Origin of the sequence: Xanthomonas euvesicatoria, assembly GCF_013112235.1 — a bacterium.
In the GTDB taxonomy this organism is placed as follows: Bacteria; Pseudomonadota; Gammaproteobacteria; order Xanthomonadales; family Xanthomonadaceae; genus Xanthomonas; species Xanthomonas euvesicatoria.
Window position 1 is genome coordinate 1,935,266 of sequence record NZ_JABFFS010000001.1, and the last position, 12,922, is coordinate 1,948,187.

The 12,922-nt window shown below is 65.8% G+C and carries 11 protein-coding genes; 9 read left to right on the forward strand and 2 right to left on the reverse strand.

The features are described from left to right. The first annotated feature begins 196 nt into the window (after positions 1-196). On the forward strand, positions 197-2,356 hold the full coding sequence (locus HLH45_RS08220; protein ID WP_008577900.1) for a carboxy terminal-processing peptidase: 2,160 nt from the start codon (positions 197-199) through the stop codon (positions 2,354-2,356). 84 nt (positions 2,357-2,440) lie between these two features. Here the strand turns inward: HLH45_RS08220 and HLH45_RS08225 are convergent, their stop codons facing one another. Next, complete coding sequence (locus HLH45_RS08225; RefSeq protein ID WP_014089333.1) at positions 2,441-3,184, reverse strand: sulfite exporter TauE/SafE family protein; 744 nt, start codon at positions 3,182-3,184, stop codon at positions 2,441-2,443. Between the two features lie 87 nt (positions 3,185-3,271). On the opposite strand from HLH45_RS08225, the gene HLH45_RS08230 reads away from it, so the two are divergent. Continuing rightward, positions 3,272-4,177, forward strand: coding sequence for a LysR family transcriptional regulator (locus HLH45_RS08230; protein WP_008577903.1), 906 nt, complete (start codon positions 3,272-3,274; stop codon positions 4,175-4,177). Positions 4,178-4,266: 89 nt separating this feature from the next. On the opposite strand, the gene HLH45_RS08235 is transcribed toward HLH45_RS08230, so the two are convergent. After that, on the reverse strand, positions 4,267-5,130 hold the full coding sequence (locus HLH45_RS08235; RefSeq protein WP_008577905.1) for an endonuclease/exonuclease/phosphatase family protein: 864 nt from the start codon (positions 5,128-5,130) through the stop codon (positions 4,267-4,269). 183 nt (positions 5,131-5,313) lie between these two features. On the opposite strand from HLH45_RS08235, the gene HLH45_RS08240 reads away from it, so the two are divergent. The 7 genes from HLH45_RS08240 to HLH45_RS08270 all read left to right on the forward strand — a co-directional run bounded on the left by HLH45_RS08240 (position 5,314) and on the right by HLH45_RS08270 (position 12,920). Further along, positions 5,314-6,369: a bifunctional nicotinamide-nucleotide adenylyltransferase/Nudix hydroxylase gene (locus HLH45_RS08240; protein ID WP_008577907.1), complete on the forward strand. Its 1,056-nt coding sequence runs from the start codon at positions 5,314-5,316 to the stop codon at positions 6,367-6,369. 122 nt (positions 6,370-6,491) lie between these two features. Further along, a complete protein-coding gene (locus HLH45_RS08245; protein WP_008577908.1) occupies positions 6,492-7,895 on the forward strand; it encodes a nicotinate phosphoribosyltransferase in 1,404 nt (467 codons plus the stop codon). A gap of 22 nt (positions 7,896-7,917) precedes the next feature. Then, the gene (locus tag HLH45_RS08250; protein WP_008577909.1) at positions 7,918-9,018 is read left to right on the forward strand and encodes a hypothetical protein; all 1,101 of its coding nucleotides are present in this window, start codon (positions 7,918-7,920) and stop codon (positions 9,016-9,018) included. After that, the gene (locus HLH45_RS08255) at positions 9,011-10,075 is read left to right on the forward strand and encodes a DNA methyltransferase (RefSeq protein ID WP_008572104.1); all 1,065 of its coding nucleotides are present in this window, start codon (positions 9,011-9,013) and stop codon (positions 10,073-10,075) included. Before HLH45_RS08250 ends, HLH45_RS08255 begins: the two co-directional genes overlap by 8 nt. A 74-nt stretch (positions 10,076-10,149) precedes the next feature. Further along, the gene (locus HLH45_RS08260) at positions 10,150-10,908 is read left to right on the forward strand and encodes a DUF2242 domain-containing protein (RefSeq protein ID WP_008572106.1); all 759 of its coding nucleotides are present in this window, start codon (positions 10,150-10,152) and stop codon (positions 10,906-10,908) included. 124 nt (positions 10,909-11,032) lie between these two features. Then, positions 11,033-11,413: a glycine zipper 2TM domain-containing protein gene (locus HLH45_RS08265; RefSeq protein ID WP_008572108.1), complete on the forward strand. Its 381-nt coding sequence runs from the start codon at positions 11,033-11,035 to the stop codon at positions 11,411-11,413. 163 nt (positions 11,414-11,576) lie between these two features. Next, the gene (locus HLH45_RS08270) at positions 11,577-12,920 is read left to right on the forward strand and encodes a hypothetical protein (protein ID WP_033478622.1); all 1,344 of its coding nucleotides are present in this window, start codon (positions 11,577-11,579) and stop codon (positions 12,918-12,920) included. The last annotated feature ends 2 nt before the right edge of the window (positions 12,921-12,922 follow it).

Consider the following 12,922-nt stretch of genomic DNA (forward strand, 5'->3'; position numbering starts at 1 on the left):
CTGGCCCATGCGGCGCGCAGCCGCAAGGTACGGTCTCGTTCACAATCCGCTACAGGCCCGGCGCTAGGCTGATTCAGCCAGCGGATGACAACGCCAGCAACTTTCGGCACTGTCATGCTGTCTGATCCGTTCACCGCCCTTCTTTCGTCGGCCTCGTGCCGAGAGCCATTCGATGACCTACAACGTTTCTTCGTGCATGAAGGCCGGCCTGCTGGCGCTGGTGTTGACCACTCCGATGGCCTTGCTTGCACGCGCCGATACTGCGCTGCCCGCCGCCGCCACGCCCGACCAGGCGACGGCCACCAAACTCGTCTACGGCCTGCTCTCCGACAGCCGCTATGCCTACCGGCCGCGCACGCTGGACGAGGCGATGTCCAAGGACGTGTTCAAGCGCTACCTGGAAACGCTGGATGGCGGCAAACAGTTCTTCACCCAGGCCGATATCGACAGCTTCGCGCCGCTCCAGGCCGGCGTGGGCGACGCGTTGCGAGGCGGCAACCTGGAGCCGGCGTTCCAGGTGTTCTCGGTCTACAAGAAGCGCGTCGATCAACGGGTCAAGTACGCGCGCGACCTGCTCAAGCAGGACTTCGATTTCAGCGGGAACGACAAGTTCGAGTACGACCGCAAGGACGTGCCGTGGGCTGCAGACGACAAGCAGTTGGACGTGCTGTGGCGCCAGTCGGTGATGAACGATTGGCTGCGCCTGAAACTGGCCGGCAAGAAGCCCGACGACATTCGCAAGACGCTGGACAAGCGGTATGTGGCACTGGCCGATTCGGTCAAGCAGCTCAAGGGCGAAGATGTGTTCCAGTTCTTCGTCAACGCCTATACCAATGCCGTCGACCCGCATACCGATTACTTCACCCCGCGCACTGCCGAAACGTTCAACCAGCAGATGTCACTGTCGCTGGAAGGCATTGGCGCGCAGCTGCAGAAGCAGGACGACATGGTGGTGATCCGCGAGGTGATCCCGGGCGGTCCGGCGGCGGTGGACGGCACGCTCAAGCCGGGCGATCGCATCGTCGGCGTTGGGCAGTCCAAGAATGGCGCGATCGAAGATGTGATCGGCTGGCGCATCGATGACGTGGTGGCCAAGATTCGCGGCAGCAAGGATACCCAGGTGCGCCTGGAGTACATCCCGGCCGAGTCGGGCATCGACGGCAAGCACCGCACGGTGACTCTGACCCGTCAGAAGGTGCGTCTGGCCGAGCAGGCTGCCAAGGGCGAAACCATCACCTTGCCGGCCACCGGCAGCGAGCCGCAGCGCCGCATCGGCATCATCAAGCTGCCGGGCTTCTACCAGGATTTCGAAGGCCGTCGCCGTAACGCAACCGACTACGCCTCGGCCACGCGCGACGTCGCCAAGCTGCTGGCCGGCTTCAAGACCGACAAGGTCGATGGCGTGGTGCTCGACTTGCGCAACAACGGCGGTGGGTCGCTCGACGAGGCGATCGAACTGACCGGCTTGTTCATCGAGCAGGGGCCGGTCGTGCAGGTCCGCGAATCCGGCGGCCGCGTCACCGTCAACGGCGACAGCGACCCCAAGGTCGCCTGGGACGGCCCGCTGGCTGTCTTGATCAACCGCGGCTCGGCGTCGGCATCGGAGATCTTTGCCGGTGCCATCCAGGACTACGGTCGTGGTCTGGTGATCGGCGAAACCAGCTTCGGCAAGGGCACCGTGCAGAACATCGTCGACCTGGATCGCTGGCCTGCTGCAGAAGGGCAGCGGTATGGGCAGGTCAAGTTGACGATCGCGCAGTTCTTCCGCGTCAGCGGCTCGAGCACCCAGCACAAGGGTGTGGTGCCGGATATCGCCTTCCCGGCCAGCGTGGATGCCACCGAGTTCGGTGAGAGCACCTACGACAATGCATTGCCGTGGACGCGTATCGCCGCTGCGCCGCACACCCAGTACGGCAACTTCGCACCGCTGCTGCCCAAGTTGCAGGCTTTGCACACTACGCGCATCGCCACCGACAAGGAATTCCAGTGGTGGGAAGAAGACGTCAAGCAGTTCCGCGACGAAAAGGCCAAGAAGTACATTTCGTTGAATGAGGCCGAGCGCGTTGCCGAGCGACAGAAGCAGGATCAGCAACGCAAGGATCGCCAGCAGATTCGCAAGCAACTCGGCCTGCCGCTGGATCCGCTTGCCGAAGACAGCGACGACGGCCTGACCGGTAACGAGCGCGACATCGTCAAGGACACTGCACGCGAAAAGGCCGCCGAAAAGCGTCCGGATCCGCTGCTGCATGAGTCGGCGGCCATCCTGGCCGATGCGCTGGGCTTGCTGTCGCAGGACAAGCCGTTGTCGGCGCAGGTGCTGCCGAAGTCGACCGCACCGGGACGTTGGGCAGACTGAGCCAGACTGCCGATTCAATGCATGGGCGCCACCGCTTGCCGGTGGCGTTTTCATTTGGACAGTAGGGTTGCCGATGGCAGCGTCTCAGGCGATGGCCTGCCAGCAGGCCTGCAGGCCGAGCAGCAGCAAGGTGCCGAAAAATATCCGGCGGAATGCCTCGGCAGAGATGCGGCGTCGCAGCTTCGTACCGGCCCACACTCCCAGCGCGGTGGGCAGCAACGCCAGCAGCGATGGCAGGCCGGCCGAGAGCGGCACGCCACCGTGCCAGACCAGTGCGATTGCCAGCGCAAGCGTTGCCGTGCCGAAGCACGCGGCCAGTGCGCGGATCAACACCTCGCGTGGCAGGCCCAGTGCAGAGAGGTACGGCACCACCGGGAGGACCAGCACGCCGGTGGCGCCATTGAGCAGGCCACCGACCAGGCCGATCAGCGGGCTGCCCCAGCGCTCGTGACGTGGCGGCAGGGTCCATTGCCGGCGGGCAAGCCCCAGCAGGGCATAGGCAACCAGCAGGACCCCAAGTGCGCCGCGCAGGTAACGCGGATGACCGCCAATCATCAACCCGGCGCTCAACCAGGTGCCCGCCACCACCATCGCCAGCACCGGCCACAGACGCCGCAACAGCTCGGTCGCAGCTGGCCCCCAGGCCTGTTGCAGATTCGTCACCAACGAAGGCAGCACCAGCAGCGCGGCGGCTTGGCTGGGCGGAAGCCACAGCCCCAGCAACCCCATTGCCACCGTTGGCAGCCCCATGCCGGCCACGCCTTTGACCGCGCCAGCCAACAGGAATACCGCGACAACCATGATCAGCTGCGAGACGTCTTCATTCATGGGGAGCAGCATCGGCGCGGGGGCGGTGCCCGGCAAGCTGTCTTTGTTTGAGGCAGACTTCGGCCACACCGAAGGCTGGAGGTGCAGATGCAGGTGGAATTCACCGACTTGCGGATCTTTGTTGCGGTGGCCGATACCGGCAGCATCACCGCCGGCGCCGACCGCGTGGCGCTATCGCTGGCGGCCACCAGTGCGCGTATTCGCGCGCTGGAGCTGCAGGTCGGCGCGGCCCTGTTCGAGCGTGGCCGGCGGGGCGTGACGCTCACCGCCGCCGGCCAGGTCCTGCTGCGTCATGCACGGGTGCTGGCACGGCAGGAACAGGCGATGCGCAGCGAGCTTGGCGATTACGGGCTCGGTGGACAGGTCACCCTGCGGCTGGCCGCGAACACCGCCGCACTCTCCGAATGGCTGCCCGAGTGCGTCGCGGATTTTCTGCTGGCCCATCCGCGGGTGGACCTGACCCTGGCCGAATGGGGCAGCGAGGAGGCGGCCGATGCAGTGCGCGACGAACGTGCCGACCTGGCCGTGGTGGCCGGGCATGCCGACTTCACCGGCCTGCAACGGCGCCCGTTTCGGCAGGATCGCCTGGTAGTCGCGGTGGCCGCCGGCCATCGGCTTGCCGGCGCCGACAGCCTGCGCCTGGCCGATATCGCGCCGATGCAGTTGCTGGCGCTATCGGCCGACAACGCCTTGCAGCGCCACCTGCGGACGCATCTGGCCCGTGCCGGCGTGCAGCTGCGCATCCGCGCACGCGTGCCGGGCATCGAAACGCTGTGCCGCATGCTGGCACGCGGCGTGGGTGTGGCCATCGTGCCGCACGCGGCGCTGGCTTGCTCCAGTGTCAGGCAGCAGCTGGCGGCAGTACCGCTGGAGGAGACCTGGGCGCGGCGCGAGCTGTCCATCATCTGGCGCGACGCCCCCTCGGCCACCCTGCAGGCCTTGCTGGAATGGCTGCAGGCCAGCGCCGCGAACGCCGGCATTCACCCGGCTTGATCACCGCAGCGCTGCGTGCATCGGCTGGACCGTGTCACCGCCGGCGCGCGCGCCGGCTGCCGGCCGCTGGCTCTTGCGCGCTCTTGTCCTCAGCGTGGCCAGTCGAACTCGGCCATCACCGGGTAATGGTCCGACGGCAGAATGCCGCCGGGACGATCGTCCAGGGTCGCGAAGCGGGTAGGACGCAATCCGCGATACAGGATCCAGTCGATGCGCCGGGTCGGGTGCGTGGTGAAGTCCTGGAAGGTGTTTTCCGGCCCGCTGCGCTTGCTGGCCTGTGCACGTGCATCGCGAAGTACCGCGGTCAGCGTGGGGTAGGTGATTTTGTCCGGATCGCTGTTGAAGTCGCCGGTCAGCACCACCGGGACAGTGGCGGGCAACTGCGCGATGCGCGACAGGATCAGGCGCGCGCTGCGCTCGCGGGCGGGCTCGTCCTCATCGCGATACGGAAAGTGCGTGTTGAACAGATAAAAGCGGCGTTTGTCGCTGCGTCGCTCGAACAGCGCCCAGGTGGCCATGCGTGGCAGCACATTGCCCCAGGTAATGCTGCCGGCGCGTTCGGGCGTGTCGGACAGCCAGAAGTTGCCCGACTCCACCACCTTCAGTACACGCGCGTCGTAGAACACGCCCATGTGCTCGTCGCTGTCATCGCCGCGCCGGCCCTGGCCGAACCAGCGGTAGTCGGGCAACTGTTCGGCCAGAAAGGCAGCCTGTTCGCTTACCAGTTCCTGCGTGCCGAACACGTCCGGATGCGTCTGTTTGATCAACGCGACCATGGCAGCGCGACGCACCTGCCAGCGTTTGTCGCCATCGGTATCGGCCGGCACGCGCACGTTGAACGACATGACCCGCAGTGGCGCGGCCGGCGCGACAGCCAGCGCGGGTAAGGCGATACACAACAGTGCACCGATTGCGAGAAGGCGGCGCAGCACCTGCGCGATGGAGCGTGGCATGCAGGGAAATTCCTTGAAGAAGCAAGAGCGCCGAGTCTAGCCAGAGATGATGACCGCTGCGTCACGGCGACGACCACCGATGCAGAGGCAATTGGCCGCTTGACGCCATCGTGCATCGGCGTAGCATTTGCACCAGGCAGGCGGACAGACCGCCAGCCCACCACTCAACCGTGAGGGATTCTCATGGCAACACCGTACGACTATCTCGTGTTCATCGGGCGTTTCGAGCCCTTTCATAACGGCCACGCCGCCGTCGCCCGCCATGCGCTGGGCAAGGCGAAAAAGCTCATCGTGCTGATCGGCTCGGCCGACACGCCGCGCACCATTCGCAATCCTTGGACCGTCGCCGAACGTGCGGTGATGATCGAATCCGCGTTGCCGGACGAAACTGCGCGGCTGATCGTGCGCCCGCTACGCGATCATCTGTACAACGAAAGCCTGTGGATTGCCGAAGTGCAGCGGCAGGTTGCCGAAGCGGTGCAAGCCGATGGCGGCTCGCTGGATGCGAACATTGGCCTGATCGGCATGGACAAGGATGCCAGCAGCTACTACCTGCGTGAGTTTCCGCAGTGGCCGCTGGAAGATGTGCAACACACCGCAACGCTGTCTGCCACCGAATTACGCCGCTACCTGTTCGAAGCCGGCGACATCGGTTTTCACGGCGGCCTGTTGATGCTGCGCGGCAATGTGCCGGCGCCTGTCTACGACATGCTGGAAGCGTTCCGGCGCAATTCCCCCAGCTACGCGCAGCTGGTGGCCGAATACCGCTTCATCGAGCAATACCGTGCTGCGTGGAAAGACGCGCCATATCCGCCGACGTTCGTGACCACCGATGCGGTGGTGGTGCATTCGGGCCACGTGCTGCTGGTGCGGCGTCGCGCCGAACCGGGCAAGGGCTTGTGGGCATTGCCCGGCGGTTTCGTCGGCCAGGAGGAAGGACTGCTGGACTGCTGCCTGCGCGAGCTGCGCGAGGAAACCCGGCTCAAGCTGCCGGTGCCGGTGCTCAAGGGCTCGTTGCGTGGCAAGCAGGTCTTCGATCATCCCGAACGCAGCCAGCGCGGACGCACCATTACCCATGCGTTCCATTTCGAGTTTCCGGCCGGCGAGTTGCCTGCGGTGCGCGGCGGCGACGATGCCGACAAGGCGCGCTGGATTCCGATCGCCGAAGTGATGGCGATGGGCCCGCGCCTGTACGAAGACCACCTGCATATTCTTGAATTCTTCCTGGGCCGTGGCTGACGCGCGGAACGACGACGTGCTGCCGCGATACCACCAGGGCCGCACATGCCGTGACCGTTTGAACCGTGACCTCCCGCCGGCGGACAGACCGCCGGTTCATTCGACGCGAAGGAGCTTCCGTCATGCATTACCTCGATAACCTGCTGCTCAACACCGATAGCTACAAGGCCAGCCACTGGCTGCAATATCCGCCCGGCACCGACGCGTCGTTTTTCTATGTCGAATCACGCGGCGGACTTTACGAGCAGACCGTGTTCTTCGGCCTGCAGTCGATCCTGAAGGAAGCGATCAACCGGCCGGTGACGCACGCCGACATCGACGATGCAAAAGCGTTGCTGGCCGCGCATGGCGAGCCGTTCAACGAAGCCGGCTGGCGCGATATCGTCGACCGGCTTGGCGGTCAGTTGCCGATCCGCATCCGCGCGGTGCCCGAGGGCGCCGTGGTGCCAACGCACAACGTGCTGATGACCATCGAGTCCACCGACGCCAAGGCGTTCTGGGTGCCGTCGTATCTGGAAACCTTGTTGCTGCGCGTGTGGTACCCGGTGACGGTGGCCACGGTGAGCTGGCAGGTGAAGCAGATCGTGCGCGGCTACCTGGAGCGCACCAGCGACGATCCGGAAGGGCAGTTGCCTTTCAAGCTGCACGATTTTGGCGCGCGCGGCGTGTCCAGTCTTGGCTCGGCCGCCTTGGGCGGTGCCGCGCACCTGGTGAACTTTCTGGGTACCGACACCTTGTCGGCATTGCTGCTGGCGCGTGCGCATTACCACACGCCGGTGGCCGGGTATTCGATTCCCGCTGCCGAGCACAGCACCATCACCAGCTGGGGCCGCGAGCGCGAGGTGGATGCGTATCGCAACATGCTGAAGCAGTTCGCGCGTCCGGGTTCGATCGTGGCGGTGGTGTCGGACAGCTACGACATCTACCGCGCCATTGCCGAGCATTGGGGTACCACCTTGCGCGAGGAAGTGATCGCCTCCGGCGCAACGGTGGTGATTCGTCCGGATTCGGGCGACCCGGTGGATGTGGTCGAGCAGTGCCTGCTGTTGCTGGACGAAGCGTTCGGCCATCAGGTCAATGGCAAGGGCTACAAGGTGCTCAACCATGTGCGGGTGATCCAGGGCGATGGCATCAATCCCACCTCGCTACGCGCGATTTTGGAGCGCATCACCGCCGCCGGCTACGCCGCCGACAATGTCGCCTTCGGTATGGGCGGTGCGTTGCTGCAGAAGGTGGACCGCGACACGCAGAAGTTTGCGTTGAAGTGCTCGGCGGTGCGCGTGGACGGCCGGTGGGTCGATGTCTACAAGGACCCGATCACCGACCAAGGCAAGCAGAGCAAGCGCGGCCGCCTGACCTTGCTGCGCAACCGCAACGATGGCAGCTACCGCAGCGCCTTGCTCGATGAGATGGACGCCTACCCCGACAGCGAAGACGCGCTGGTGACGGTGTGGGAAAACGGCGTGTCGCAACAGGAGTGGACGCTGGAGCAGGTGCGCGCGCGTGCCAACGCCGCACGTCGCTGACGCGCGGCGCGCAGGGTTCGCCATGCACGCTTCCATCGACGACATCTCCTTGTTGCCTGCTTCGGCGCTGTTGGCGCGCCTGCGCGCCGCAGCACCCCACCTGCAGCGGCGCGTGCCGCTGCAGGACGAGGCCAGCCGCTGGCATGCGCTGCGCATCGGCGCGCGCACCTATCGCGCAGCGTTGCCGATCACCTTTACCCCGTATGCCTCGGTGCGGCCGTGTTCGGCGCACTGCGGGTTCTGTTCGGAAAATCTGCGGCAGCACGGCGGCGGTCGTGCGGCAGCGACGTTGCGACCCGGGCCTGCGTATTTCCAGCAGCTGAGCGCTGTCTTGCAGTTGCTGCGCGATGTGCCGTTGTCGTATTCGTTGTCCGGTCTGGAAATGACCGACGATGCGGCGTGGTTGCAGACCTTGCTGCGGACCCTGGCAACCACGCCCAATGGCCCGCGCGTCGAGCAGCGCGTGCTGTACAGCAACGGTGCCGGGCTGGCGCGTGCGCACGGTGCGCGCTTGATCGAGGCGCTGGTCGCCTTCGGGCTGTCGTGGGTCGAGCTGTCGCGTCACCATCGGCTGCAGGAGCGCAACGACGCGATCATGCGTTTCCGCCCCGACGAGCCGATCGCCGATGTGGCGACCTTCGTACAGACGGCACGGCGGCTGGCAGCACGGCTGCCGCTGCGACTGGTCTGCATCGTGCAGCGCGGTGGCGTGGACAATGCCGACGCCATTGCGCAGTACATCGCGTGGGCGCGCAGCTGCGGCGCCAGCCAGGTGATCTTTCGAGAATTGTCGCGATTGGACGATGCCTATCGCAGCAACGGCACGCTGCGCTACATCGGCGAGCACCGCGTCGGCGTGGACACACTGCTGGAGGAGTGCATGCAGCAGCCCTGGTGGTCGCGCTGGCAACCCGATGGCCTGACCGAAGGCTATTACTTCTGGAATGTGCGGCTGCGCGATCAGACGGGCTTGCAGGTGGTCTTCGAAAGCGCCGACTACGCCGCGATGCATGCGCGCCACGCGACCGGCGATCTGTACAAGCTGGTGTTCTTCGCCAACGGCCGTCTCTGTGCGGGCTGGGATCCGGATGCCGATGTGCTGTGGGAGCCCACCGATGGATGAGTTCGATCAGCGCAGCTGGTGGACGCCGGCCCCGGACGATGCTGCCTGGGCGCTGCCCGACGATCTGCGCGCGGCCGACCCGCTGAGCGGGCGCGATTGTGGCTGGGTCAATCAGATGCGCCCGTTTGTGCGCCATTTCAGCCGGCCGGGCGAGCAGGTGTTCGACCCGTTCTGCGGCTTTGGCAGCACCTTGCTGGCGGCCGCGCTGGAAGGCCGCAACGCGCATGGCATGGAAATCGATCCGGCACGCGCGCAGTTGGCACACACGCGTCTGGCGCGGCATGCGGTGGCGGCGCCGGTGGTGGTCGGCAGCCTGGCCGATACTGCCCCGGCAGGGCCGATCGACCTGTGTCTGACCAACGTGCCGTATTTCGGCTGCCACTGGCATGGCGACGTGCTGCCCGGGCAGCTTTATGCGAGCAGCGACTACGCCAGCTATCTGACCGGCATGCGCGCGGTCTTCCATGCGCTGCGCAAGCAGATGCGCCCCGACGGCGTGGGTGTGGCGATGGTGCAAAACGTGGTGGTCGGCGGCCGCGTGATTCCGCAGGCCTGGGATCTGGGCCGCATCCTGGCCAGCCTGTTCACCCTGCGCGAAGAGCGGGTCCTGTGCTATCGGCGTCCGGCCGCAGCGCTGGCGCATGCCAAGACACAGAGCGATCGCAGCCACGAATACGCGCTGATTTTTCAGCATTGTCGTGCCCGGCTGGATCTGCGGCAGGCTGCGCAATTGCTGCAGGCGGTGCAGGCACAGGGCCTGCCGGTCGTGGTGCATGGCAGCTACGCGCGCTGGCTGGCGTCGCCGACCTTGGTGCCCGAAGGCCCGGCCGATCTGGACCTGATGCTGCGTGGCGAACAAGCGCTGTGGGACCGCCTCACCCTCTGGCTGCAGCAGCAGGGCTTCGCGTTGAGCCTGTGGGGCGAACCGTGCCGGGCGCCGGTGGCAGTGGCAGTGGTGCGTGCGCACCACTACCTGCGTGCCGAGCGCATCGGTGCCGATGGCCGCCGCCTGCAGGTAGACCTGCAATTGCCAGTGGATGAACCGCCGTTGCCCTGACCCGGCAGCGCGACGCCGCGCGCACACGGGTTGCCGCTATGCTCTGTGCCGGTTTTGGATGCCGGAATCTCCCTATGTCTTGTTCTTCCCTGATCGCGCGCGGCGCACTGCTTGGCGCGCTGGCAACCCTGGCTGGCTGCGGCGGCAGCAAGGGCGACACGATGCTGATGCGCGAGTCGTTCAATTCCGATGACACCTATTCGCGCAGCGTGGCGGCCAGTTCGCCGCAAGCCTGCGAGGCGGCGCGGCGTGTGCTGTTGAGTCAGGGCTACGCCGTCACGCGCGCAGATGCCGCCGCGGTGGAAGGCAGCAAGAACTTCCAGCTCAAGGAAGCAGACCAGAGCGAACAACTCAATCTGCGCATTTCCTGCGCCAGCCAGGACGGCGGCAAGGCGCAGGTCTTCGTCAGTGCGTTGCAGGACCGTTACGCACTGAAAAAGAGCTCCACCTCGGCCAGCGTGGGCGTCGGCGTGCTGGGCTCGTTATCGTTGCCGGTCGGCAGCAGCGGCGATTCGCTGGTGCGCGTATCCAGCACCACGGTGCAGGATGCGGCTTTCTACAAGCGCTTTTTCGAACGCCTGAATTCGTATCTTCCCAAGGTCACCGAAGCGGCACCTGCTGCGGTGAGTGCAGCGCCCGCACCTGCACCTGCAGCCACACCAGCGCCGGCAGCTGCGGCCGCGCCTGCCGCAACCACCACGACGTCGGCAGCTCCTGCTGCGGCTCCCACCACGGTTGCACAGCCTCCGGTTGCGCCATTGCCCGTCGAAGCGCAAGACCCCCCACCGGCACCGGCGAAGGTGCCGCAAACCGAGCCTGCCACGCAGCCGTGACGGCGCGGTTCACGCTCCGCTCCAAAGCCTGAATAGCGACTGCGCGCTTCACGTTGTGTTCTCGACCCAGCGGCCAGAGTGCGCCCATGCCTCGCCGAGCGAGCGAGAAACGTGGAGAACAACGATGAAAATGCGCACCTCCCTGCTGGGTATGTCCCTGATCGGCCTGATGGCGACGAGCACTTTCGCACAGGCTCAAAACTACGCGCATCAGCAGCGCTATACGGAAGCGGACGAAGGTCGCAGGTTCAATGACGGCACCCGCGTGCGCTGCCGCAATGTCGAAGTGCAAAAGAACTCGACCGACCCGAACCGCATCGGCGGTACGCTGGCCGGCGCTGCAATCGGTGGCCTGTTGGGCAACCAGGTTGGCGGCGGTAACGGCAAGAAGCTGGCGACCGTGGCAGGTGCCGTGGCGGGTGGCGCGGCAGGCCGCACCATTCAGGGCAATCGCCAGCAGGCCAACGGCAATCGCCAAGTTGAGCGCGTCTGCGAACGTCGCTGAAGTTCGGTGCGGCGATTGGTCTAAGTTGAGTCCTGCAAGCCCCGGCCATGCCGGGGCTTGCTACGTTTGAGGGTGGCGTCGTGCCGACGATTCATTGCGTATGCCATCGATGAGTGTTGTCCACGCGCATGGCAGTTCGTCATCGCGCGCACCATCGGCGCCGATGCCTCCGCGGTATGCGCGCCTGCGCCGGCTTGCCGCGCTGGCATGTGCAAGCGGTTTGCTGGCGGGGCAGCTGCTGCAGGTCGCCGATGCTGCACCGAGCCAGACCGCACGTGCTGCCAGCGCAGAGTGCCTGGAAGCACTGCTGCGACGGCTGGGCTGGACCATCCAACGCGCCGCAGTGAGCGAACCTGTACTAAAGCGTGGTGAACCGTGTACGCGCGGCACGCTTGCGCAGGCGCAGGCCGCCGGCGATCTGCAACTGACGCTTCCAGCCGATTGGAACACGCACCAGCGCGGCGCGGCGCTCACCGCTGTGCTGGACGATGCAGCCACGCACTGCGCCTACGCGTTCGAACTCGGTGCGGCCACCCGCCGCGCGGTCACGCAATTGCAGAACAACCCGCGCTACCGCTTCTCGGCGCTGCAGCTGGGTTGGGTCGGATTCGGCTGGCGGGGCGCAGCGGCGCAGGGCTGGAGCGGTTTTCGCAGTTTCGGTCGCGGGTATCAACCGCGCGGCAGCAATGCGCGGGCGCTGGATGCGTTCTATCGCGGCCAGGTGCGTTCCGAGTGCGGCGTGGGTCGACAAGTAGCTCAGCTCGCCACCCAGCGCGAATTGTTCGGCGATGCCGGGTTCGATGACGTATTTACGCCTGGCGAATTGTCGATCGGCACGTTCCTGACCTTGCACGACACCGACAGCATCCTGCTCGGTACGCATGCCGGCGACTTCTTTGCCGACGGCAAGGCGGTGAAAACCTCACAGCTCGGGCGGCAGGCGTTCGTGGGCGCACCAGGCTTCATCGCGCATGTGTTCGATAAGTCCTACCTGGATGACATCCACAATCAGGCCGAGAATTTCGTGGTGGTGGATGTCAGCGATGCAGCCGCGCAGGCGCTGGCGCAGCACGGTGGCTTTGCGTACTACGACGCGCGCAACCGGCAGATCTGGGAGCTGGCCAAACAGTTGCGCGGGCCAGGCAAGCGCCGCTTCGAGCGCCTGCTTTACGAGCGTGATGCAGCCCTGCGCGCCACGCTCGACCCGCAGCAGCAGACCCAGCTGCAGCAGCTGCAGGCGCTGCTGGACGACCCGTTCTACCAAGGCTTTTGGGTTTATGTGCACCCCAAGGGCACCAAGCCGATCGGCTACCACGTGGCACGCCTGCTCGACCGTAACCCGCGCACGCCGTACGCCATCGACCTGACCTTGCACAATCTGCGCACCACCTTGTACTGGCGATGGATCGACTGGCAGCTGCAGCAGTGCAGCGCCGCCACCGTCGCGGAACAATCCATTGAGAATTCCGCCACGCCAGCATACGCCGAGCGTGGCACCCTGCACTGATC